This window comes from Undibacterium sp. Ji22W (assembly GCF_049340305.1).
In the GTDB taxonomy this organism is placed as follows: domain Bacteria; phylum Pseudomonadota; class Gammaproteobacteria; order Burkholderiales; family Burkholderiaceae_D; genus Undibacterium.
On sequence record NZ_JBMPOU010000004.1, the window covers coordinates 84,550 to 109,783 of the forward strand.

Sequence of the window (25,234 nt, forward strand, 5' to 3'; positions counted from 1 at the left end):
TTATTCTCCTCCCACCGCTAACGCCGCAGCGTTGCGCGCCTGCGCTTCGTACAATTTAAAATAAGCGCCATGTTTAGCCATCAATTCATCGTGACTGCCGACTTCGACTACTTCACCTCTTTCAAGCACCACCAAACGATCTGCTTTGTGCAAAGTAGAAAGGCGATGAGCAATCGCAATCGTAGTGCGGCCTTTCACCAGATTGTCCAAAGCTTTTTGGATTTCTTTTTCGGTTTCAGAATCAACTGACGAAGTCGCTTCATCCATGATCAAAATACGTGGATCAATCAGTAACGCACGTGCAATGGAAATCCTCTGGCGCTCGCCACCGGACAATCCTTGACCACGCTCGCCGACCATCGAATCGTACCCTTGCGGTAGACGTAAAATGAATTCGTGTGCGTGTGCCGCACGCGCAGCGGCAATAATTTCTTCCCGCGTCGCATCAGGCTTACCGTAAGCAATATTATCAGCGATCGTCCCAAAAAATAAGAAAGGTTCCTGCAACACCAAACCAATATGGCTGCGATAGTCAGCGACCGCAAACGAACGGATATCGACGCCATCGAGCAAAATCGCACCTTCGGCGACATCATAGAAACGGCAGATCAAATTTACCAAAGTACTCTTACCAGAACCACTGTGACCAACCAAGCCGATCATTTCACCTGGTTGAATATTCAAACTCACGTTGCGATTCACTGCCCGATTACCGTAACGGAAACCGACTTCGCGCAATTCAATCTGCCCCTTCACTTCTTTTATTTTCACTGGATTTTGTGGTTCAGGAACACTAGAAACGTGATCAAGGATATCGAAAATACGTTTCGCTGCCGACGCAGATTTTTGCGTCACTGAGACAATACGGCTCATGGAATCGATACGTCCATAGAAGTTACTGATGAACGCCACCGCAGATACCAAAGCACCGACGGTGATTTCATTATGCGAAACTTGCCAGATACCAAAGCCCCAGACAACCAGAATACCGATATCAGTTAAAAAAGAAACTATAGGCGAGAACAAAGACCAGACTTTATTCAACTTATCGTTGACCGCCAGATTGTGTCTATTCGCTTCACGAAAACGCGTCGCTTCGCGTTTTTCTTGCGCGAACGCTTTCACCACGCGAATACCAGGAATGGTATCGGCCAATACATTCGTGACTTCCCCCCAAACTCTATCAATTTTTTCAAAGCCAGTACGCAAGCGATCACGTACTAAATGGATGGCCCAGGCAATTAAAGGTAAAGGTAACAAAGTCACCAGTGCTAATTTGGTATTGATCTGCAGTAGAAATACAGCAGTCATAATAAACATCAACACATCAGTCGCAAAATCTAATAAGTGCAAGGACAAATAAACACAAATCCGATCACTTTCGCTACCGATACGCGACATCAAATCGCCAGTGCGTTTGCTACCAAAATATTCCAGCGAAAGCTTCAACAGATGTTCATACGTCGCTGTGCGCAGATCAGCGCCGATGCGTTCAGATACCAAGGCCAAGATATAGGTTTTCCCCCAACTCAATAGCCACGCTAGGACCGCCGCACCAAACAAGCCACCGATGTAAGTAGCGACTAAAGCAGAATCAACATGTTGACCGTTTTGATAAGGGATCAACACTTCATCTGTTAAGGGCTTGGTCAGGTAACGCGGAATCATGTGCGCTGCCGTCCCCAGTAACATCAGAGTAAAGCCGATGAACAAAGAAATACGATATGGGCGTGCAAAACGCCAAAGTCTAAATAAAGTCCAGGTTGAAGGTGGCGTGTGAATCACTTTGGTGCAAACCGGACACTCTTCTTGGTCCGGCTCTAAAATTGCTTTACAGCTAGGGCAAATGTTTTGCTCCGCTTTTTCGACTGGCTTACCCGTCAGTTTTTCTTGCAGTTTTTCGCGAAACGCATCCATCAAACGAATAACCAACAGATTCTGTCCCAGCGTAAAGCGCCAATGAACTAATAACTGCGCGTCGTCAAGTAATTCCAGATGACCGACGCCGGCATGATCGTGATGGCGCATCTGCAGACCAGCGGAATAGGTCCAACTTTGCCATTGTGTGTCATTTGGAGATTTAGACAACAAGCGTTGATTCGTGACGACAATTAATCCTTGCTCAAAGCGCAATTTGGCATCGAGATCAGTTTCGACGGCATTAATTATTATTTCATCTTGCACTAATTGCAAACTTAATTCTTGCGTCCACTTTTCGGGCAAATGTGATGTTGAGCTTGTAATAGCTATTGGTGCTGTTGTCATCGTAAAATGAACTCCAAAGATGAGTATTCTGGATACATCAGGAAACTCAACAAAAATTAAAAAAACCGCATTTTTTTTATAAAGACAGACAATTTAGGGCGAGAATCAATAAGAAAGCCCCATAAAACTACGGGAGAATGCATCAAGCTGTATGACTGAAACGACAAATTACGGTATTCTGTCGACAGGGAAACAAGATCATGGAGATTATCTATTTTTATTATTGGTAAGAAGTATACCAGCAAGCTCACACGAGATAATTTCAAATTTGCTGAATTTAACAATGGCTGTCAGCCAGTATGGCTTTCAGGACGTTAAGCGCAGGTCTACCTCGTTTAGCTGGCTAGGGTTGCTGCCAAAATAGAAATAGATTGAGTTCCAACAAAATTGAAGCGAATAGCGAAATCACTATTCCATAATAAAATTGACATTCATGACTACAAAAAAGAAAGACATCACCCCGCTGCGCATTACACATCTACGCGGACCGAACATTTGGACTTATCGCCCAGTCATTGAAGTTTGGCTAGACATCGGCGAATTTGAAGAACTCCCCTCCAACAAATTGCCTGGCTTGTATGAGCGTCTCACTGCAAGATTGCCCGGTCTATTACAACATCGCTGTGGCGTTGGCGAGGTTGGTGGCTTTCTAGAACGTTTAAAAGAAGGCACTTGGGTTGGCCATATTCTTGAGCATGTGGTACTGGAATTGCAAAATATGGCAGGTATGCGCACTGGCTTTGGCCAGACACGTTCCACCCATATCGAAGGCGTGTATAAAATGGCTTTCCGCACACGTCAGGAGCAAGTTGGTCGCGCTGCGCTCACCATGGGGCGTGATTTATTGATGTCCCTGGTCGAAGATCAAGTCTTTGACTTCGATGCTGAAATTGAAAAATTACGTGATATGGTCGACGCGCTTTGCCTCGGCCCAAGTACCGCACATATCGTCGACGCTGCAACAGATCGCAATATTCCCTCCATCCGTTTAACAGAAGGCAACTTGGTTCAATTAGGCCATGGTGCATCACAACGACGTATTTGGACCGCAGAAACTGATCGCACTAGCGCAATTGCTGAGAGCATCGCCAGTGATAAGGATATGACGAAATCCTTACTCAAAGCTTGCGGTGTTCCCGTGCCAGAAGGCAGTTTAGTGCGTAGCGCTGAAGAAGCTTGGGAGGAAGCACAGGACATCGGTTTGCCCGTCGTAATCAAACCATATGATGGCAATCATGGTCGTGGTGTCACTTTAAACTTGAAAGAAGAAGCTGAAATTCATGCGGCTTACGCACTAGCTTCTCGTAAAGGCGATAGCAAGAGTGTGTTGGTTGAACGCTATATTACCGGTCATGAACATCGTCTATTGGTGGTTGGCAATAAGCTGGTCGCCGCTGCTAAAGGAGAATCCTTATCAGTCATCGGCGATGGAAAATCCACGATTAAAGAGTTGGTTGCACAACAAATCAACATCGATCCCCGTCGTGGTGAAACCGAAGACTTCCCTCTTGGATTGATCAAACCTGATGAAAGCGCCGAAATTATTCTAGAATTGAAACGCCAAGGCATGGATGCGATGTCCATACCTGCGCATGATCAAAACGTTTTAATCCAGATTAATGGTAACGTCGCTATTGATGTTACTGATGAAGTTCATCCAGAAAATGCGCGCTTGGTTGCCTTAGCGACCCGCATCGTTGGCTTAGATATCGCGGGCATTGATCTGGTTTGTGAAGATATCTCACGACCATTGCAGGAACAACGAGGTGCGATTATTGAAGTCAATGCCAGCCCTGGCTTGTTATCGCATCTCAAGCCAGCACAAGGCAAACCTCGCGATATCGGCGCAGCCATCATTCAGCATTTATTTGGCGAAGAAGATAATGGCCGTATGCCTATCGTCGGCGTCGCGGGCAGCAAGGGTTGCAGTCTCATTGCTCGCTTGGTCTCCAGTATGCTCAGCATGAGTGGTCAATATTCAGGCGTTGCTTGCAGCGATGGTTTGTATCTGGATCAACGTCAAGTAGTGAAAACTAATTGCACCAGTTGGGAAGCCGGTCAACGTTTGCTTCTCAATCGTAATGTACAAAGTGCAGTTTTCGAAACCAACGCACTTAATATTCTGAAAGACGGTTTAGCTTACGACAAATGTACCGTTGGCGTAGTCACTGATCTGGAAGGACATCAAGACTTGGCGGAGTTCTATATCACTGAAGCCGAACAAATGTTCAAAGTGATGCGAGCTCAAGTCGACGTTATCTTGCCACATGGCTGCGCTGTGATTAACGCCGAGATCCCGCAAGCGGAAGAACTCGCAGAATTGTGCGATGGTGAAGTTATTTACTATGGCTTAAGCACTCACAATACGGCTCTCTGCAAGCATTTGCAACTCGGCAAACGTGCAGTGTTCATTCGTGATCAGCAAATTATTCTGGCAACTGGCAATCAAGAAATTACCTTACTCGCATTGTCATCACTAAAAACCAGTAAAGCTGAGCAACCTGACACCATCATGGCAGCAGTGGCAGCAGCGTGGGCCTTGGACATTGCCCCGGATTTGATAGCCGCAGCAATGAGAAATTTCGATTCTAATCCACCAAAAAAACACTATTAAAACCCTGAGCTGAACGACATCGCGGAATATCCGCTGAATCAGACAACAGATATTTGGGCGCTTACGCCACTAGATAGGATAAAGGTTTATGGAAGTTTCACGAATCAGGGCTTTACGTGGCCCTAACCTCTGGAGTCATCATACGGCGGTCGAAGCCATCGTCCGTTGCACGCCAGAGGAGTTATCAATCAATGACATCCCAGAATTTGAAGCACGCCTGCGCGCTTTGTTTCCGGAAATTGGCCCACTGCAGGCGACGGGTCATGACGACGCCATTCCAATGGCACGTGTATTCGAATTAGCGACACTAGCGTTGCAAGCACAAGCCGGTTGCCCAGTTACATTTAGCCGTAGTACCCAGACTTTAGAAGCTGGCATTTTTCAGGTGGTAGTCGAATACTCTGAAGAAGACGTTGGTCGTCTTGCTTTTGAATTTGCCGAAAAACTGTGTAACGCTGCATTATCCAATACCAGTTTTGATTTAGTCACTGCACTCAATGAATTACGCGAATTGGACGAAGATCTGCGCCTCGGACCTTCAACCGGCTCTATCGTCTACGCGGCTGTTGCCCGAAACATTCCTTATCGACGGTTAACGAGTGGCAGCTTGGTAACCTTTGGCTGGGGTAGCAAGCAACGCAAGATCCAAGCTGCGGAGATGGACGGAACCAGCGCTATCGCGGAAGCCATCGCGCAAGATAAAGAACTCACCAAAAAGTTACTCGATGCTGCAGGTGTACCGGTACCACTGGGCCGCACCGCTCTAGACGTTGAAGATGCCTGGAATATTGCTTTAGAAATCGGCTTGCCAGTCGTCGTCAAGCCTAAAGACGGCAATCAAGGTAAAGGTGTGACAGTGAATGTCACCACACGCGAACAACTAGAAGCAGGTTATGCAGCTGCCTGTGAATTCCGCGATGATATTTTGGTGGAACGCTATTTGCCTGGCAATGATTTCCGCTTACTCGTCATAGGTAATAAATTAGTCGCAGCAGCACGTCGCGACCCACCACAAGTGGTTGGCGATGGGACGCACTCTGTGCGTGAATTGGTAGAACAAGTGAACAAAGATCCGCGTCGCGGCAGTGGTCATGCCACGTCCCTCACCAAAATTCGCTTCGACGACATTGCACTCGCTAGTTTAGCTAAGCAGGGCTATGACGCTGACTCCGTCCCTATTAAAGGTACGCGCGTGGTTTTGCGCAATAACGCCAACCTTTCTACGGGTGGTTCAGCGACCGATGTCACCGATGACGTCCATCCAGAAGTGGCCGCACGGGCTGTTGCTGCAGCACAGATGGTCGGCTTAGATATTTGTGGCGTAGATGTGGTCTGCGACAGCGTCTTAAAACCTATTGAAGAACAAAACGGCGGTGTGGTTGAAGTGAATGCAGCACCTGGTTTGCGCATGCACCTCTCCCCTTCCTTTGGTAAAGGCCGTGCGGTTGGTGAAGCGATTGTTGCTGCTATGTTTGCCGACGGTGACGACGGTCGGATTCCAATTATCGCGGTAACAGGAACAAATGGTAAAACCACGACTGTACGTTTGATCGCGCACTTATTGACAGCCAGCGGTTTGCGCACCGGCATGACAAATACCGACGGCGTTTATGTAGAAGGTCGTCAAATCGACAGCGGTGACTGCAGCGGTCCACGTAGTGCACGTAACGTCTTGTCGCATCCTGATGTCGACGCCGCCGTGTTCGAAACCGCCCGCGGTGGTGTATTGCGCGAAGGTTTAGCTTATGACCGCTGTAAAGTCGCGGTCGTTACTAATATTGGCTCGGGCGATCATCTTGGCTTAAATTACATTACCACCGTAGAAGACCTCGCTGTTCTCAAGCGTGTGATCGTACAAAACGTGGCCGACAATGGCGTTGCGGTATTAAATGCAGCTGACCCAATCGTCGCGGGTATGGCAAGCAATTGCACGGGAGCTGTCACCTTCTTCGCCGTTGATAGCCAATTCCCAGTCATGGCGGCGCATCGCGTCAAAGGGCATCGCGTTGTCTTCATCGAAAATAACGAAATCGTCGCAGTCGAAGGTAAGCTAACACAGCGAATTCCCCTAGCCGAAGTGCCAATCACACGCAATGGCACGATCGGTTTCCAGGTTGAAAACGTGATGGCATCTGTCGCAGCAGCGTGGGCAACGAATATAAGTTGGGATGCGATTCGCAAAGGCTTGAAAACCTTTATGAACGATAGCGATAATGCCCCTGGACGCTTTAACGTATTCAATTATCGTGGTGCGACTTTAATTGCGGACTACGGCCACAATCCAGATGCAATCACGGCTTTAGTGCAAGCCGTGGAGAGCATGCCAGGCAAACGTCGCTCTGTCGTCATTAGTGGTGCAGGTGATCGTCGCGATCAAGACATTCGTCAGCAAACCGAAATTCTGGGCAATGCTTTTGATCAGGTCATTCTGTATCAAGATCAATGTCAGCGTGGTCGTGCGGATGGTGAAGTCGTCGCACTCTTGCGCTCTGGATTGGCGAATGCAAAACGCACGACCGATATCCAAGAAATCAACGGCGAATTCATCGCAATTGACACTGCGTTGTCAACATTGGGCGACGGTGATTTATGCCTGATCTTGATTGATCAAGTAGAAGATGCGTTGGCGCATATAGCAAAACGAATTGCTGAAGGCTAAAACTTTTCGAACTTGGTTTTCAGAAGACATAAAAAAGCCGGAGTGATCCGGCTTTTTTGTTTTTTTAAGCGCTTTAACGACCAATAATCGACACCACATTATCATGCCCACCAGCGCCAAATAATTGCTCCTTCAGTACAGACAACTGATCTCGCACTTTCGCTGCTTGTTCAAACTCCAGATTCTTCGCATGGTCAAGCATGAGCTTTTCCAGACGTTTAATCTCTTTACTAATCTGCTTCTCGCTCATCGCCTCATACTTGGCCTGCTCTTGCGCTACCATCAAATCATCGCGCGCTTCTTGTGGGTTATACACGCCATCGATAATGTCTTTGATCTTTTTATTGATCCCTGTTGGCGTAATATTGTTCACAGTATTAAACGCGATCTGCTTAGCACGACGACGCTCTGTTTCATCGATTGCGCGACGCATAGAATCGGTCACGCGATCTGCGTACAAGATCGCCGTACCATTCAGATTCCGTGCCGCGCGCCCTATGGTTTGAATCAGGCTGCGTTCAGAACGTAAAAATCCTTCTTTATCCGCATCGAGAATCGCTACCAAAGATACTTCTGGCAAATCCAAACCTTCGCGCAATAAGTTGATTCCAACCAATACATCAAAAGCACCGAGACGTAAGTCACGCAAAATTTCGACACGCTCCACCGTATCGATATCGCTGTGTAAATAACGCACTTTGACGCCGTTGTCACCCAAAAACTCCGTCAATTGTTCAGACATGCGCTTGGTCAAAGTCGTTACCAAGACACGTTCATTGAGTTTCACACGCAGAGTGATTTGATTCATCAGATCATCAACCTGCGTCAGAGCCGGGCGCACTTCGATGCGTGGATCCACCAAACCCGTTGGACGCACCACTTGCTCTACGACTTGATCAGAATGCTGCTTTTCATAATCTGCTGGCGTAGCAGACACGAACACCGTCTGCCTCATCTTGCTTTCAAACTCTTCAAATTTCAGCGGGCGATTATCTAATGCCGATGGCAAACGAAATCCATAATCCACCAGATTGGTTTTCCGTGAACGATCTCCGTTATACATCGCATTGAGTTGCCCAGTCAGGACATGCGATTCATCAAGAAACATCAAAGCATCAGCGGGTAAATAATCGACTAAAGTTGGCGGTGGATCGCCCGGTTTTGCGCCACTCAAATGGCGCGAGTAGTTTTCAATACCTTTGGTAAAACCGATCTCCGCCATCATTTCCAAATCAAAGCGCGTACGTTGTTCTATACGCTGCTCTTCAATCAATTTATTTTCACGACGATAGAAATCAAGGCGCTCACGCAGCTCTATCTTGATCGTTTCTATTGCCCGCAAAACAGTTTCACGCGGCGTCACATAGTGTGAACCGGGGTACACGGTAAATCGTGGAATTTTTTGCTTGACCCGCCCAGTCAAAGGATCGAACAAGGCGATACTTTCGACTTCATCATCAAACATCTCCAGTCGCACAGCTAACTCAGCATGCTCGGCGGGGAAAATATCAATCGTATCGCCGCGCACACGGAAAGTACCGCGCCCGAAATCGACTTCATTGCGCGTGTATTGCATCTGTATCAAACGGGCGATCACATCGCGTTGGCTTAACTTGTCCTTGGCACGCAAAGTCAAAATCATTTTATGATATTCGTTTGGGTTACCGATACCATAAATCGCCGAAACCGTCGCGACGATAATCACATCACGCCGCTCCATCAATGACTTAGTACAAGACAGCCGCATCTGCTCTATGTGTTCATTGATTGCCGAATCTTTTTCGATAAACAAATCGCGTTGTGGCACATAGGCTTCTGGCTGATAGTAATCGTAGTAACTGACGAAATACTCGACTGCATTACGCGGAAAGAACTCTTTAAATTCACTGTAGAGCTGCGCGGCCAAAGTCTTATTCGGCGCAAAAATTATCGCTGGGCGTCCAGTACGTGCGATGACATTCGCCATCGTATAGGTTTTACCGGAGCCAGTTACCCCGAGCAAAGTTTGAAAAAATAAACCGTCGTTAATTCCTTCTACCAGTTGTGCGATGGCGGCTGGCTGATCGCCTGCGGGCTGAAATATCTGACAAAGTTGAAAAGGCGAGTCAGGAAAAGTGACGAACTTCGCCTCTGCTTCATCCTGAACTACTGCGAGTAAATCACTCATGGAAAAACCTTTGAATAAGGCAAACGGGAGGATATGCCACTAGCCGAATATCTTAACACGAGCTCACACATGAGGGCTTCGATGGAAATGATCGTTGGGATAGCAAATCACACGGAATTAATAGCTTCACGAGCGCTTTAACTTTGGAAGTGGACCGTTCGCACGATCATTATACTGTACACTTAATCAGTACAATGCATCATCTTGCACTATTCTGCCAATAATTCTGCAACAAACTCTAAGCCTTCCAAGCGTTCAGCCACCACCTTTAAAATCACTATCATCGGCACCCCTAATAACATCCCCCATACTCCCCACAGCCAAGCGCCAAACAAGAGGCTGATAAATACCGCGACAGAATTCATTTTGGCAATTCGACCCGTCATCCAGGTCGTGACAACGGTACCAATCAGGCTAGCAATGCCAATTGTCAAACCAGCGACCAACAAGAGCATTTGCAGAGATTCAAATTGCAAGAATACCGCCACGCCGATGACTGCAGTGGCAATTAAGGAGCCAAAATAGGGCATGATATGCAGCAACCCTGCAGCGACGGCCCAGGCGCCTGCATTCTCGACACCAAGCAGATGTAGCATCAGCCACATGCACAAGGCCAACATCAGATTCGTCACCAATAACATAAACATATAATTTTGAATCGATGTATTAATCTCATCCAAAATGTGAACCGTAATTTTCTTTTGATGCAATGACGGCCCCGTGAGCTTCACTAATTTACGTTTGAATGTATCACCCGATACCAATAGAAAAAACACTAAAAATATCACCATCGTGGCTTGACCAACAAAGCCCATCATCCCTAGTGAGCCCGCCCACACCCAGTCGATGACCTTGAACCCTGCCACCTCAGCCACTACGGCTTTCTTCAAGGGACGAACAGTGGTCGAACCGGAATTCGCAGCCCTCACAATTTCGGTAGCTGCAATTTGCATTTGTTCTAATGCACCCGGTTGCCCATTGGGGGCGGTCTCTATTAGACGGGATAGTTTATGACTTGCTTCGGGCAAAGCCTCAATAATCGACACAAACTGGCCTTGCAATGCAATTGCTATACCGATTCCACTCGATAGTAAACCGATGGTCACGAGGACGGAACTTAATAGGCGTGGCAATTTTATTGCCTGTAATCCCTTAACGAGAGGATTAATCGTATACGCGATAAAAATCGCCAAGATCAATGGCACCAAAAATTTCCGTGCCCACTGCAATGCAAAAATAAACGTAATACTCGCAATCAAGCCCAACGCCAAACCGCGTGCGTTTACATGAATTGGCAAAGTTACTGGGCTATTACCGCCATCGTTAATCAAGTGATCATTACTGATCGTAATTGATGATGCGCCTACATCTCGCGCTTCATTTTCGGTGTCTTGTTCACTCATAACAATCGGCACTTTGAGTTCGATCCAGATTTATTGAAGAGATGTTTGAAAGACTAAATGTGGCGTAGTCAGAGGGTCGAAATCGTGCCAATCGCCATCTACAATCTTTCCAGCGCTACTTTCAATATCGACAGCACCAAAAGTATTAAAAATATGAATGGCCTCGACTTCCTCACTCGCATCCCTAACGCTAACGGCAACCATCATCCCAGTCTTGCGCTGTCTTAAAACATTCTCACCACCAACCTCAATCTCGCCTTTATCCTTCATTTCGGACACACTGCCAATCAAAGAACCGATATGAGCGCCTGCAGCAGCGCCAAGTACAGGCGCAAAAGGGCCTCCGATGGGGATCGCAACAACGCCGAGGGCAGCGCCAAGCAGACTACCTCCACTAGCGCCAATCGCAACTCCCGTCAGCACGTCTTTCGTTCCTGGAGAGTCAAACCGATCACCTCCTTGAGGCAATATGTCATGTTGTCCAGGCGGATTTACATAAAACGAGCTAATGTGTTTTTCATCGAATTTGGCGCTCTGCAATGCCAACATGAGTTTGACGACTTGGTCCTGTTGCTGCACGAATCCAGCAATGATGTGTGACATAAATAATTACCTTAGTTAAATCCAAAACTTCATCGAACAACGACAATTGATTAGTCACAGAAATTTGCGATTGAGCAAAATAGGAATGACTAAATTCGCCCCATTAACAGTAAGATCAACAAAATGACAAAAACTAATCCCAGTCCGCCACTAGGTCCATAACCCCATCCGCGGCTATGTGGCCACCGTGGAAATGCACCGATCAACATAATGATCAAAACAATTAACAAAATAGTAGCAATACTCATGGTGATTTCCCTCAAAAAAAGAACGGTGAGCTACATTAGAACCAAAAATCAGCAAAACATCCGTTCGCCAGCACACACTGGAAATTCATACAAATAAATGATTGGCTGAACTTAGCGCCAAATCGACGTATCCTGCTGGCATCAAGTCACACTTCCTTCAACCCTCATCTTCAATCAAAGGTGTTCGCATGCAAACAACTCGTACTGAGACCGATAGCTTTGGAGAAATTGACGTGCCCAGCCATGTCTTATGGGGTGCACAGACCGCACGTAGTTTGCATTTTTTTGCCATCGGTGAACAACGCATGCCTCTGGAAATCGTCCATGCATTAGCTGCCATCAAATGGGCCGCAGCGTGTGTCAATCACGATGTACAACGCATTTCTTTGCATCGATCAAAGGCGATTGCGGCAGCCGCACTAGAAGTCGCAAATGGTCAGCATAATCAAGAGTTTCCGCTCTCTGTTTGGCAAACCGGATCTGGCACGCAAAGCAATATGAACGTCAATGAAGTAGTCGCCCACCTCGCAAGCACTTCACTACAAAAAGAAGATGCCGATGTGGAGAAAATACATCCGAATGACGAAGTCAATTTGGGTCAGTCTTCAAATGATGTCTTTCCCTCTGCCATGCATATTGCGATCGCACTTCAAACCAAACATAAATTGATTCCAGCGCTAGAATATTTACACCAACATTTGCAAAAAAAATCTGACGATTTCCGAGACGTCATCAAAATAGGTCGCACTCATTTGCAAGACGCAACCCCCATCACCTTAGGGCAAGAATTCAGTGGCTACGCAGCGCAAATCGACTTGTGTAAAAACACCTTGTTTCAAGCATTGCCTGCCATCTATTCGTTAGCAATTGGTGGCACTGCAGTGGGGACTGGATTGAACACCCATCCTAAATTTGGAGCCAGAGTCGCGCAATTATTAGCAGAAAAATTCTCGCTGCCCTTCGCTCCGGCCAACAACCTATTCGCTGCAATGGCAGGACATGAGGCGATTGTTGCTTTTCATGGCGCCCTGAAAATGCTAGCGATCACACTAACTAAAATCGGAAACGACATACGCTTAATGGCGAGCGGCCCACGTGCAGGTTTGGGTGAATTGCAATTGCCAGAAAATGAGCCTGGTAGTTCTATCATGCCAGGTAAAGTAAACCCAACACAAATCGAAGCGCTCAGCATGGTTTGCGCTCAAGTACTAGGACATGATGTTGCGATTGGTTTTGCCGCGAGCCAAGGTCATTTTGAGCTCAATGTCTATAAACCACTAATTGCACTTGATACCTTAGATAGCTCACGCCTACTCAGCGATGTCATGAATAGTTTTACTGAGCATTGCTTGATTAACATTCAAGCAAAATCAGAACGTATCAATGCATTACTCAACAATTCGCTCATGCTCGTGACGGCACTCACTCCACATATTGGTTACGACAAGGCAGCACAAATCGCAAAATATGCACACAGTCACGATTGCTCTTTACGAGAAGCAGCGACGATCTTAAGGTTTGTCACTGAAACCGACTTTGACAGGTGGGTTGACCCACAATTAATGCTGGCCGCCCATGCTTGAGTCAAAATTTTCCCGCTTAGAAAAATGAAAGGTGATTGCCGGAAAAGCCCGCCAGCAAAGCATTTGCGTTTAAATTAACTTCAATAACACGGCAAAAATCCCGGAAAAAAAAGACTATTTACAGCAAAAACTTTTGACAAGTTTAGGAAAGCTCCCTATAATGTTTGTCTCTGTTCCTTGATAGCTCAGTTGGTAGAGCGACGGACTGTTAATCCGCAGGTCCCTGGTTCGAGTCCAGGTCGAGGAGCCACAGAATTTTGTAGCTCTAGAAATAGAGATGTAGTGCAATAAAAGTTTAGAAGCGAACCTTCTATTCCTTGATAGCTCAGTTGGTAGAGCGACGGACTGTTAATCCGCAGGTCCCTGGTTCGAGTCCAGGTCGAGGAGCCAAATAAAAAGCCTTGTAGCGATACAAGGCTTTTTTCATTTCAGCGCAATCATCGTGCGATCACCGCCCCCCTTAAAAAACGTTCAAAGCGGTTTTATGTTAAAGTCTCTCCTTCGCTAGGGGTCCTGTGCACATTTTTTGCACGGGTGAGATAGTCCCTTGAACCTGATCTGGATAATGCCAGCGAAGGGAAGCGCAAGATGACTCTGCTCATCCGCCCTCTTTTGCTTGGCTCGTCCAGACTTAACCAAGTAAAAGAACACATCATGTCAAATCCAAGTTTTCGCACCTGTTTCCGCTTAAGTTTAGTTGTCATCGCGATTGCGCAAGCATTTACCGCGTCCACCGCAGCTTACGCCCAAAGCAAGGAACAAGCGTTGCAAGAAGTCGTCATCAGCGGTAGCCGCACCGGAAAAACTGAAACAAGTAAAGTCGGCGGCTTTATCGAAAATGCCCTGCAAGACACGCCGCTTTCCATCACTGTTTTTTCGGCAAATCAATTGCAAGACTTGCGAATTCGCCAGACCACGGACGCGATGAAATTCGATGCTAGTGTGAATGAGGCCTACAACGCCATCGGCTACGCAGAACAATTTTCCATTCGCGGCTTCACACTCGACAATGCATCAAGTTACCGCAAAGATGGCTTTGCGATTCCGGGCGATGCCTCCATCCCTTTAGAAAACAAAGAACGTTTGGAAATCTTAAAAGGTATCAGCGGGCTTCAAGCTGGCTTTACGACGCCTGGCGGCATTTTAAATTATGTAACAAAACGCCCCACCAATACCGCAATGCGCGCCATCACTTTGGAAGCTAGCGAACGCGGCACTTTGTATGGCGCACTCGATCTAGGCGGCAAATCTGAAGACAAACAATTCGGTTATCGCATCAATGCGGCGGGTGAAAAATTACGCTCCTACGTCAAAGGTGCCGACGGTGAACGCCAATTCGTATCCGCTGCATTTGACTGGCAAATCAGCCCGCAAGCTTTATTCCAGATCGATCTCGATCATCAACACAAATCGCAATTATCAGTACCGGGATTTCAATTATTTAATGGCACCGATCTGCCACGCGGCATCTCTGCCGATTTGATGCTGAACGATCAAAAATGGGTGAAGCCAGTTGACACTACTAATCGCAATATTGGCCTGCGCTTTGAATATCAACTAGACAGCAATTGGACAGCAACCATCTCCAGCAACAATCACGAATTCAAACGCGATGATTACACCGCATTTCCGTATGGATGTGGCGCGCAAGATCTATATCCAGGCTATTGCGCCAATGGCGATTACGATGTGTACGATTATCGCAGTCTGAACGAGTCTAAATCATTGCGTGGCGCACAAGCCCTACTCAATGGCAAATTCAACACTGGCGATGTGCAACATAAACTAGCTATAGGCTTGAGCAACTCTCAACGCCGCGATTACTTTGGTGACTATGTGTACGACTACGCTGGCAGTAGCAGTTTATTTCGCCCAGTCGCAGTATCGCCATCAAGTATGAAGACAGGACCGGTCTCTTTGCGCCGTACTGACAAAGAAACTTCAATCTTCGTACAAGACATTATTAGTTTAAGCAAGCAACTCGACCTACATGTCGGCTTGCGCCATCTGAAGGTAGACCGCATGCAAGCAGGCAGCCCCGAATTTGAACAAAGCTACAATCTGCCGAACCTGGCATTGGTATTTAAACTTGACAATGCCATCAGCACCTATGTCAGCGCCAGCGAAGGCTTGGAACACGGCGGCGTAGCGCCATTTGGTACCAAGAATGAAAACCGCATGCTCGATGCAGGCAAATCCAAGCAAGTGGAAATCGGCTTCAAAGCCGCACTAAACAGAGACTTCAATGTTTCTGGCGCACTCTTCCGCATCACCAAGCCATTGGAATATACCAACGCGACCAATTTCTATGTGAGCGCAGGCGAAGCCGAACATCGCGGGTTGGAATTATCCGCTCAAGGTAACTTAGGCAAGGAGTGGACACTCGGCGCCAGCGCCACCGCAATCAACGCGCGTCAAAATAATACAGGTGACCCGACAATTGAAGGCAAACGCGTGACCAATGTGCCAAACTTCAAATCCACGGTGTACACAGATTACGCACCAAGCATCTTAAATGGCGCGCACTTGACCGCATCGTGGCAATACTCAGGCAGCAAGTCGTTTAGTCCAGACAATAAAGTCACCGTGCCTGGATATAACGTCGTCAATCTTGGCACACGCTATACGACACAGCTCAATGGCGTCGTCAGTACTTTCCGCTTCGATATCAACAATGTTTTTAATAAATTCTACTGGCGTGATGTAACGCAAAGTTTGGGCGGCTATTTATTCCCAGGCGCACCGCGCACTTATAAAATATCGGGACAATTCGACTTCTAAACAGTATTTCTTATAGAGGCGAACAAGCAAGTTCGCCTCTACGCCCCCCACACTTCCCATTTCTGCAAAATCAGGCAGTACCTGACAAGATTACTCAAGTTTGCTATACTTGAGTCAAATGCTCGGGATTAAAGTTTATTCATGACTTTTGCCAAGCATCACTAAATAAGTTTGGAGTATTGACTCATGCGTCTAACCACTAAAGGCCGATTTGCTGTTACAGCCATGATCGATCTTGCCTTACGTCAAGACAATGGACCGGTGACGCTGGCAGGCATTAGCCAACGCCAGGATATTTCCTTGTCGTATCTGGAACAATTATTCGGCAAACTGCGTCGCCATGAAATCGTCGAATCCGTGCGTGGCCCAGGCGGTGGTTATAATCTCGCCCGCAAAGCGCAAAATGTGACGGTAGCAGACATTATTATCGCAGTCGATGAACCACTGGATGCCACCCAATGCGGCAGCAAAGGCAATTGCCATGGCAGTGATCATGATAATGGTATTCACTGCATGACGCATGATTTGTGGGCAACCCTGAACGCCAAGATGGTCGATTATTTAGACTCAGTTTCTTTGCAAGACTTGGTCAACCAACAAAAACAAAAAGCCCAAGATAAACCTATTGTTATCGTTCGTCACGGACACGCCGAACGCACTATTTCCTAAAATTTGGAGTTTTGAATGACTGCCGCAACTAACGCACCTACTCACGTATCAGTACCATTGACAAAAGCTTTGATCGACACGCTGAAAGCGCCGCATTTTCCTATTTACATGGATTACTCAGCGACAACCCCAGTTGATCCGCGCGTAGCCGACGTAATGATTCCTTATTTACGCGCGCAATATGGCAATCCAGCGTCACGCAGTCACGCCTATGGCTGGGATGCAGAAGCAGCAGTCGAAGCGGCACGCGGTCACGTTGCTGCTTTGGTAAATGCAGATTCTCGTGAAATCATCTGGACCTCTGGTGCGACCGAAAGTAATAACCTCGCATTAAAAGGTGCTGCGCAGTTTTACAAAGGCAAAGGTAAGCACATCATTACAGTCAAAACTGAACACAAGGCAGTGCTAGACACCGTACGTGAATTAGAGCGTCAAGGATTTGAAGCGACTTACTTGCAGCCACAAGACAATGGCTTGATCACAATCGAGCAATTAAAAGAAGCAATCCGTCCTGATACGATTTTGGTATCTGTAATGTGGGTAAATAACGAAATTGGTGTGATTCAACCGATCGCTGAGATCGGTGAATTGTGTCGAGAAAAAGGCATCATTTTCCACTCAGACGCCGCACAAGCAACTGGTAAAGTCGAGATTGATCTAGAAAAAGTGAAGGTCGATTTAGTCTCCTTCTCTGCCCATAAATCCTACGGTCCAAAAGGCGTGGGTGCTTTGTATGTACGTCGCAAACCACGCGTTCGTTTAGAAGCGCAAATGCACGGTGGCGGTCATGAGCGCGGTTTGCGTTCTGGCACATTAGCTCCGCATCAAATCGCTGGCATGGGCGAAGCCTTCCGCATCGCCAAAGAAGAAATGACTAGCGAATTAGCACACGTTCGCGCCATGCGTGATCGTTTATCTAAAGGTTTGAGCGAAATCGAAGAAACTTACATCAATGGTGACATGGAACACCGCGTTCCGCATAATTTGAACGTCAGTTTCAACTATGTTGAAGGCGAATCACTGATCATGGCAATTAAAGACATCGCTGTATCCTCAGGCTCAGCTTGCACGTCTGCCAGTTTGGAACCTTCCTACGTTTTACGCGCTTTGGGTCGCAGCGATGAATTAGCGCACAGCTCGATTCGCTTTACCATCGGTCGCTTTACGACGGAAGAAGACATTGATTTCACGATAGAACTATTGAAATCCAAAGTCGGCAAATTGCGCGAATTGTCGCCGTTGTGGGATATGTACAAAGACGGCATAGATATCTCCACAATTCAGTGGGCAGCACACTAATTAAACAATTTAAGAAGGAAAAATCATGGCATATTCAGAAAAAGTATTGGATCACTACGAGAATCCACGCAACGTTGGCGCGTTTGAAAAAGGTGATGACACTGTCGGCACTGGCATGGTCGGTGCACCTGCTTGCGGCGACGTAATGAAATTGCAGATCAAAGTTGGCGCAGATGGCGTGATTCAAGATGCCAAGTTTAAAACGTATGGCTGCGGCTCTGCAATCGCCTCTTCTTCTTTGGTGACCGAGTGGGTTAAAGGTAAAACTTTAGACCAAGCTATGAGCATCAAAAACACAGAAATCGCTGAAGAATTGGCGTTACCACCGGTCAAAATTCACTGCTCAATTTTGGCAGAAGATGCGATCAAAGCGGCTGTACTCGATTACAAAAACAAGCATAGCGCTGAATAATTTTATTCAACTTATTTTTCGCGCAGCATTTGCGCAATTTGGATAGATCATGGCGATTACTCTGACAGAAAAAGCAGCAAAACACGTCATCCGTTATATGGAGCGTCGCGGTAAAGGCATAGGCTTGCGCTTCGGTGTTCGTACCACGGGTTGCTCTGGCATGGCGTACAAATTGGAATATGTAGACGAAGTCGGTAACGAAGATCAAATCTTCGAAACCCATGGTGTGAAAGTGTTCGTCGATCCGAAAAGTTTGCCTTACATTGATGGCACAGAACTGGACTTCGCACGTGAAGGCTTAAACGAGGGCTTTAAGTTCTACAACCCCAACGTCAAAGACGAGTGCGGCTGTGGCGAGAGCTTCCGGATTTAATCTCAGGCAGCCCGACCATGACGATGCAGAATCACTTCGCTTTATTTCATTTGCCCATGCAATTCGAGCTTGATCGTGCGCAGCTCGATACCGCATATCGCGAAGTGCAATCTCGCGTGCATCCAGACAAATTTGTACAAGCGGGCGATGCAGAAAAGCGCGTCGCCATGCAGTGGGCAACACAAGCCAACGAAGCCTTTCAAACCTTAAAAGACCCGCTCAAACGTGCGACTTACCTGTGTCATTTGAATGGTGTTGATTTGCAAACGGAATCAAACACCAGCATGCCTGCGAGTTTTTTAATGCAGCAGATGGAATGGCGCGAAGCCTTTGATGATGCGCGGCACAGCCATGACATGGCTGCCATGATGCAGCTAGAAAAGGAAGTGCAAGCAAGATTAAAAGCACAAACCGCAAAGGCCGGTACTGCGATAGCTAGCGGTGACTTTCCAGCAGCTGCGCAAGACATTCGAGCCTGTTTATTTTTAGAAAAATTTCTGGCCGATATTGCTGCATTTGATGATTAAGTAATTGATCGCTGGTTTCTTGTGAGTCTTTGTGATTTTTCGCAAGCTTCAGCTCAATTGACACCGACAAATAATAACTGACGACGCCCAGCGTCATCCTCACGACAAGATTATGGCATTACTGCAAATTTCAGAACCTGGCATGTCCACTGCCCCACACCAACATCGCTTAGCGGTTGGCATTGATTTGGGAACGACCAATTCCTTAGTTGCCACAGTGCGCAATAGTATTCCTGAAATTCTCAATGATGAGGAAGGCCGCTCATTATTACCATCGGTGGTCAGATATTTACCGAACGGCCATGCACATATCGGCTTTAAAGCGCAGGCAGAACAAACGAAAGATCCTAAGAACACCATCGTTTCCGTCAAGCGTTTTATGGGGCGAGGTTTGAAAGATATCGCCCATGCTGAAAATCTGCCTTATGATTTTCACGATGAACCTGGCATGGTGCAATTGAAAACTGTCGCTGGCATTAAAAGCCCGGTTGAAGTGTCTGCACAAATTCTCGCGACTTTACGCCAGCAAGCAGAAGACGCACTGGGCGACGATTTGGTTGGTGCCGTAATTACCGTTCCAGCTTACTTCGATGACGCACAACGTCAGGCGACTAAAGATGCAGCAAAACTGGCTGGTTTAAATGTACTGCGCTTGTTAAACGAGCCAACCGCTGCAGCGATTGCTTACGGTCTAGACAATGGCTCTGAGGGGGTGTATGCAGTCTACGATTTAGGCGGCGGCACTTTCGACATTTCAATTTTGCGGATGAGCAAAGGCGTGTTCGAGGTTTTGTCAACCGGCGGTGATTCGGCACTCGGCGGTGATGACTTTGACCATCGCCTGTTCTGCTGGATTTTGCAGGAAGCCGGTCTATCTTTATTAAACGATGCAGATACCAGCGTATTAATGGTAAAGGCCCGTGAAGCGAAAGAAATTTTATCGACTCAGGCTTCAACTTATATCGACGCCAAACTCACGAATGGCGACGTCGTGCATCTGCAGATTACCAAGAGCATTTTTACTGAAATTACAGAAAACCTGGTCATCAAGACCATTACGCCATGCCGCAAGGTTTTGCGCGATGCGAAATTAACGGTAGATGATATTGATGGCGTCGTTTTGGTTGGTGGCGCAACACGCATGCCACATGTACGTAAAGCAGTCGGTGAGTTTTTCCAGACCACCCCGCTAGCAAATATCGACCCTGATAAAGTCGTCGCACTCGGTGCTGCAATTCAAGCGAATTTATTAGCAGGCAATCGTGCCGCTGGTGACGACTGGTTGCTATTGGACGTGATTCCGCTGTCTTTGGGTATTGAGACTATGGGTGGACTCTCCGAAAAAGTCATACCACGCAATTCCACGATCCCGTGCGCACGTGCGCAAGAATTTACTACTTTCAAAGATGGTCAAACTGCTTTAGCAATTCATGTCGTGCAAGGCGAACGCGAGTTAGTCAGCGACTGCCGTTCTTTGGCTAAATTTGAATTGCGCGGCATTCCACCTATGGCTGCTGGCGCTGCACGTATACGTATCACTTATCAAGTCGATGCCGATGGTTTGCTATCAGTTTCTGCACGTGAAATGCGTTCGGGTGTGGAATCATCTATCGTCGTTAAACCTTCTTATGGTCTCGCAGATGATGAAATTGCACGCATGTTGCAAGACTCTTTCAGTTCTTCAGACGGCGATATGCAAGCCCGAGCCTTACGCGAAGAACAAGTCGAAGCGGATCGTTTGCTATTAGCAATAGCATCCGCATTGGCGGGCGATAAACAATTATTAAGCTCAGATGAATTACAACAAATAGAAGCGCTGATTGAAAGTCTACATCTAAGCAAGCAAGGCAACGATCATGACGCGATTAAGGCCGCGATCACCGCACTTGCGGATGGCACCGAAGAATTTGCTGCACGCCGCATGGATCAAAGCGTACGCAGTGCACTCGCGGGAAAAAACCTGAACGAGTTTGAATAATTTTCACGATAAAGAACATCATGCCTATCATTACTATCCTGCCGCACGCTCAACTCTGTCCTACTGGCAAAACAATCAAAGTTGAAGAAGGAAAATCCTTATGCGAAGCTCTGGTCGAAAACAATGTCGAAATTGAACACGCATGCGAAATGTCCTGTGCCTGCACCACTTGCCACGTTGTGATTCGTCAGGGATTTAACTCTTTAAATGAATCAAGTGATGACGAAGAAGATTTACTCGACGCCGCCTGGGGTCTAGAAGCGACTTCGCGTCTGTCGTGCCAAGTAAAGCTCGGTGAGCAAGACATTACCATTGAAATTCCCAAGTACACGATTAATCATGCACGTGAAAATCACTAGGTTTGAATTAATAAATATTCACATAATTAAATGATTGTGCATGAATATGTCTGTTTTTACCCTCTCCCAGAATAGAATTTGCACAAGTTCAACACTGTTACTTGTGCAAATTGTTAAAACCTTTTACCATCAGAAATAATTGCTTTGTATAAACGAAGATCGACACCGCCTTCCTACAACTAACACAAGTTTTTGTTCAAGTTACGACCGGACGCTTGTGCAACGAAAGACGACGTATGCTACTGTGCCAGTGCAAAAAGAAGAAGGAGCATAAGTAATGAAGACGCCGTCTTTGATTGCCTCTATTTTCAGTCGCATCACATTACGCCTCGCCGTTGTCCTTGCGGTTTTTTTTGGTTTGCTTGTTACATCCATCGTTCTGATTCCTATTCAGCTACGAACCATATCAGCCGATAGCTTAAAAAAACTCGAAGATGACCACTTGCGTTCAGCGGCAATTCTCGCCGTTATTTTAAGTGAGCCGGTATGGCAAATTACGCCTGAAATCGCGAAAAATTCAAGTGAAGTGGTTTTTTCAAATCCAAATGTTTCAGAAATTCACGTCATTACCTTACCTGATAAAAAAACCTTTATTACGAATTCACGTAAAAATACGCAGCAAGGCAAATTCAGAACGCAAACTCGGTCAATCTCGCATGGTGAACAGATCATCGGTGAAGTGCAACTCACCTTTACTGAAGAGATTATGCAGGCTGAAATTAATTCCAACTTCTATCGCGCGATTTTGGTCACGGCAACTTCATTCCTATTGTCGGTAATTTGTATTTATATTGTGTTGCAATGGCGATTAGTACGCCCGATTAAAGATCTCATTGAGAAATCTGATTTACTCGCCAACGGCGAATTGAATGAAGTCATTTCATTTGACCGCAAAGATGAAATTGGTCATCTTGCTGTCAGTCTGGAGGCCACTCGGCAAGCCTTACAGCGATCATTTAATGAACTTGAAATTAAGAACCAACAGTTACTTGAGTACTCAGGCACTCTAGAATCAAAAGTACGCCAGCGCACCCAAGAATTAGAAAATGCAAATCATCATTTAGAAGCGGCTCTTGCGAGCGTCAATAGCGCCCAAAATGAATTGGCTCGAATTGAACGGATGGCGGCATTAGGCTCTATGGTTGCAGGTGTCGCCCATGAATTGAATACACCCCTTGGAAACTGCCTGCTTGTAGCCAGTACTTTGAGCGATGAAACGCGTCAAATCAGCAAAGCCATGACTGAAGGCACGATGCGACGTTCTGAACTGTCCCATTATGTCGAAGCTGCAACAGAATCAAGCAAGTTATTGATGCGCGGCTTGCAGCAAGCAGCGCAATTGGTTGGTGACTTCAAACAGGTTGCCGTTGACCAATCGAGCGCCCAGCGCAGGAAGTTTACCTTGATGGTGGTATTTCAGGAGTTAGCAGCCTTGCTACATTCAAGCTTACGCAAAACGCCATTCAATTTGGAACTTGATATTCCAGACGATATTGAACTTGATAGCTATCCAGGCCCATTGGGACAGGTGTTTAGCAACTTAGTGAATAATGCCGTCGTGCATGGCTTAGATGGTATGAGTCAAGGTGTCATGCGATGCATGGCAAGACGCCAGGAAGACCACGTGTTAATTGTGTTTGAAGACTCGGGGAAAGGTATTCCTCCCAACATTATCAAGCGTATTTTTGAGCCATTCTTCACTACCAAATTTGGCAAAGGCGGTAGCGGTCTTGGGTTGAGCATTACATTCAACATTATCACTAATGTTCTAGGCGGAGAAATCAAAGTCACTAGCGAACCGAATCACGGCGCACGCTTTGAAATGTCAATTCCGCTCATCGCACCTGGAAATCCAGAACATGTCGGACAAATTATCGACGTCTAAGGCTGCTATACTGTAGCCCGCATATGCTTACATGCCTTGCCGCGACTAATGGCAAGGTAGTATGCACATTGGTCAAATCAATTCGACACCCAGAACATCACTTTCCAAAGCTTCGAAAAATGCAAGAATATCTCGACTTCATGCGCCATGTACAAGATCATGGCCATGTCAAAACCGACCGTACTGGTACGGGCACTCTCTCCGTTTTTGGCTACCAAATGCGCTTTGATTTAAGTAAGGGTTTCCCTTTGGTTACAACCAAAAAACTCCACTTAAAATCAATCATTCATGAATTAATTTGGTTCTTAGCGGGCTCCACAAATATCGCTTATTTAAAGGACAATGGCGTCTCAATTTGGGATGATTGGGCAGATGAAAATGGTGATCTTGGCCCCGTCTATGGCTCGCAATGGCGTAGTTGGCCTTTACCTGATGGTGGGCATATTGATCAGATTGCGCAATTAATCGAACAGATCAAAACGAATCCTGATTCTCGCCGTTTGATAGTATCGGCTTGGAACGTCGCCGAAATTCCGAATATGAAGCTACCACCATGCCATGCTTTTTTTCAATTTTATGTCGCTGAGGGACGTCTTTCCTGCCAGTTATACCAACGCAGCGCGGATATCTTTCTGGGAGTTCCCTTCAATATCGCGTCTTACGCTCTGTTGACCCACATGGTGGCGCAGCAAACCAACCTGGAAGTGGGTGACTTTATTTGGACCGGTGGCGATTGCCACTTGTACAGCAATCATTTGGAACAAGTCAAAGAGCAATTATCACGTGAGCCGTATGCCCTACCTAAGCTCAATATTTTGCGCAAACCAGCTTCAATTTTTGATTACAAATTTGAAGATTTTGAGATTGAAAATTACGAGTTTCATCCCCATATCAAAGCTCCTGTTGCCGTATAAATAGTAATTTCATGACCAATTTAAGCATTATTGTCGCCACCGACAAAAAAAATGGCATTGGCATCAAAAACCAATTGCCTTGGCATCTACCGGAAGACTTGGCGCATTTCAAGCGCACCACCTCTGGTCATACCATCATTATGGGTAGAAAAACTTTTGACTCTATAGGACGAGCTTTGCCTAATCGCCACAATATCGTGATTAGTCGGAATGCGGAATGGCAGCACGACAATGTGAGTTGCCATACTTCGATTGAAGCGGCCTTGAGTTCGATTAAAGACCTGGAAACCTTTGTGATAGGCGGCGCACAAATCTACGATCAGGCCATGCATTTAGCACAAAAATTGATCGTCACTGAAATTCAAGATGAATTTGAATGTGATGCCTTTTTTCCAGCTATTGATAAAAATATCTGGCAAGAAAGCCGACGAGAGAGCCTTATTAGCGCAACTAATCAGCTACACTACGCAATTGTTACATACACAAGAAAATAGG

19 protein-coding genes, 2 tRNA genes and 1 riboswitch are annotated in these 25,234 nt (G+C 46.5%); of the genes, 16 read left to right on the plus strand and 5 right to left on the minus strand.

All coding sequences use genetic code 11. The annotated features are described in order from the left end of the window. Nucleotides 1-2,265, minus strand: a complete 2,265-nt coding sequence (locus ACO0KW_RS17975; protein ID WP_423054750.1) for an ABC transporter transmembrane domain-containing protein — start codon at nt 2,263-2,265, stop codon at nt 1-3. A gap of 433 nt (nt 2,266-2,698) precedes the next feature. Between ACO0KW_RS17975 and cphA (ACO0KW_RS17980) the strand changes: the two genes are divergently transcribed. Continuing rightward, on the plus strand, nt 2,699-4,879 hold the full coding sequence (cphA, locus tag ACO0KW_RS17980; protein ID WP_423054751.1) for a cyanophycin synthetase: 2,181 nt from the start codon (nt 2,699-2,701) through the stop codon (nt 4,877-4,879). Between the two features lie 88 nt (nt 4,880-4,967). Beyond that, nucleotides 4,968-7,538, plus strand: coding sequence for a cyanophycin synthetase (gene cphA, locus ACO0KW_RS17985; protein ID WP_423054752.1), 2,571 nt, complete (start codon nt 4,968-4,970; stop codon nt 7,536-7,538). 73 nt (nt 7,539-7,611) lie between these two features. Here cphA (ACO0KW_RS17985) and uvrB read toward each other — a convergent pair whose 3' ends face one another. The 4 genes from uvrB to ACO0KW_RS18005 form a co-directional block, all read right to left on the minus strand. Then, nucleotides 7,612-9,705 carry an excinuclease ABC subunit UvrB gene (gene uvrB, locus ACO0KW_RS17990; RefSeq protein WP_423054753.1) on the minus strand — a complete coding sequence of 698 codons (2,094 nt, stop codon included), beginning with the start codon at nt 9,703-9,705 and terminating at the stop codon, nt 7,612-7,614. Between the two features lie 209 nt (nt 9,706-9,914). Beyond that, the gene (locus ACO0KW_RS17995; RefSeq protein WP_423054754.1) at nt 9,915-11,108 is read right to left on the minus strand and encodes an AI-2E family transporter; all 1,194 of its coding nucleotides are present in this window, start codon (nt 11,106-11,108) and stop codon (nt 9,915-9,917) included. Nucleotides 11,109-11,138: 30 nt separating this feature from the next. Beyond that, nucleotides 11,139-11,711: a hypothetical protein gene (locus ACO0KW_RS18000; protein WP_423054755.1), complete on the minus strand. Its 573-nt coding sequence runs from the start codon at nt 11,709-11,711 to the stop codon at nt 11,139-11,141. An 89-nt stretch (nt 11,712-11,800) separates the two neighbouring features. Then, nucleotides 11,801-11,959, minus strand: coding sequence for a DUF3309 domain-containing protein (locus ACO0KW_RS18005; RefSeq protein ID WP_423054756.1), 159 nt, complete (start codon nt 11,957-11,959; stop codon nt 11,801-11,803). A 188-nt stretch (nt 11,960-12,147) separates the two neighbouring features. Between ACO0KW_RS18005 and fumC the strand changes: the two genes are divergently transcribed. The 14 genes from fumC to ACO0KW_RS18075 all read left to right on the plus strand — a co-directional run bounded on the left by fumC (nt 12,148) and on the right by ACO0KW_RS18075 (nt 25,233). Continuing rightward, the gene (gene fumC, locus ACO0KW_RS18010; RefSeq protein ID WP_423054757.1) at nt 12,148-13,542 is read left to right on the plus strand and encodes a class II fumarate hydratase; all 1,395 of its coding nucleotides are present in this window, start codon (nt 12,148-12,150) and stop codon (nt 13,540-13,542) included. Nucleotides 13,543-13,716: 174 nt separating this feature from the next. Then, nucleotides 13,717-13,792: transfer RNA gene (locus ACO0KW_RS18015), tRNA-Asn, on the plus strand. A 64-nt stretch (nt 13,793-13,856) separates the two neighbouring features. Continuing rightward, nucleotides 13,857-13,932: transfer RNA gene (locus ACO0KW_RS18020), tRNA-Asn, on the plus strand. Nucleotides 13,933-14,038: 106 nt separating this feature from the next. Beyond that, nucleotides 14,039-14,139, plus strand: a riboswitch (TPP riboswitch). Nucleotides 14,140-14,196: 57 nt separating this feature from the next. Next, complete coding sequence (locus ACO0KW_RS18025; RefSeq protein WP_423054758.1) at nt 14,197-16,323, plus strand: TonB-dependent siderophore receptor; 2,127 nt, start codon at nt 14,197-14,199, stop codon at nt 16,321-16,323. 186 nt (nt 16,324-16,509) lie between these two features. Beyond that, nucleotides 16,510-16,992, plus strand: a complete 483-nt coding sequence (iscR, locus tag ACO0KW_RS18030) for a Fe-S cluster assembly transcriptional regulator IscR (protein ID WP_186889179.1) — start codon at nt 16,510-16,512, stop codon at nt 16,990-16,992. 81 nt (nt 16,993-17,073) lie between these two features. Next, complete coding sequence (locus tag ACO0KW_RS18035; RefSeq protein WP_423054989.1) at nt 17,074-18,291, plus strand: IscS subfamily cysteine desulfurase; 1,218 nt, start codon at nt 17,074-17,076, stop codon at nt 18,289-18,291. A gap of 25 nt (nt 18,292-18,316) precedes the next feature. Continuing rightward, on the plus strand, nt 18,317-18,703 hold the full coding sequence (iscU, locus tag ACO0KW_RS18040; RefSeq protein WP_186923096.1) for a Fe-S cluster assembly scaffold IscU: 387 nt from the start codon (nt 18,317-18,319) through the stop codon (nt 18,701-18,703). A gap of 49 nt (nt 18,704-18,752) precedes the next feature. Then, nucleotides 18,753-19,076, plus strand: a complete 324-nt coding sequence (gene iscA, locus ACO0KW_RS18045; RefSeq protein WP_186889176.1) for an iron-sulfur cluster assembly protein IscA — start codon at nt 18,753-18,755, stop codon at nt 19,074-19,076. Between the two features lie 23 nt (nt 19,077-19,099). Continuing rightward, complete coding sequence (gene hscB / locus ACO0KW_RS18050) at nt 19,100-19,603, plus strand: Fe-S protein assembly co-chaperone HscB (protein ID WP_423054990.1); 504 nt, start codon at nt 19,100-19,102, stop codon at nt 19,601-19,603. 112 nt (nt 19,604-19,715) lie between these two features. Continuing rightward, entirely contained in the window at nt 19,716-21,581 is a 1,866-nt protein-coding gene (hscA, locus tag ACO0KW_RS18055; RefSeq protein WP_423054759.1) for a Fe-S protein assembly chaperone HscA, read from the plus strand. A 20-nt stretch (nt 21,582-21,601) separates the two neighbouring features. Further along, nucleotides 21,602-21,940: an ISC system 2Fe-2S type ferredoxin gene (gene fdx, locus ACO0KW_RS18060; RefSeq protein WP_423054760.1), complete on the plus strand. Its 339-nt coding sequence runs from the start codon at nt 21,602-21,604 to the stop codon at nt 21,938-21,940. Between the two features lie 277 nt (nt 21,941-22,217). After that, complete coding sequence (locus ACO0KW_RS18065; protein WP_423054761.1) at nt 22,218-23,825, plus strand: sensor histidine kinase; 1,608 nt, start codon at nt 22,218-22,220, stop codon at nt 23,823-23,825. A gap of 119 nt (nt 23,826-23,944) precedes the next feature. Continuing rightward, on the plus strand, nt 23,945-24,739 hold the full coding sequence (locus ACO0KW_RS18070) for a thymidylate synthase (RefSeq protein ID WP_423054762.1): 795 nt from the start codon (nt 23,945-23,947) through the stop codon (nt 24,737-24,739). An 11-nt stretch (nt 24,740-24,750) separates the two neighbouring features. After that, complete coding sequence (locus ACO0KW_RS18075) at nt 24,751-25,233, plus strand: dihydrofolate reductase (protein ID WP_423054763.1); 483 nt, start codon at nt 24,751-24,753, stop codon at nt 25,231-25,233. Nucleotide 25,234 lies beyond the last annotated feature (1 nt).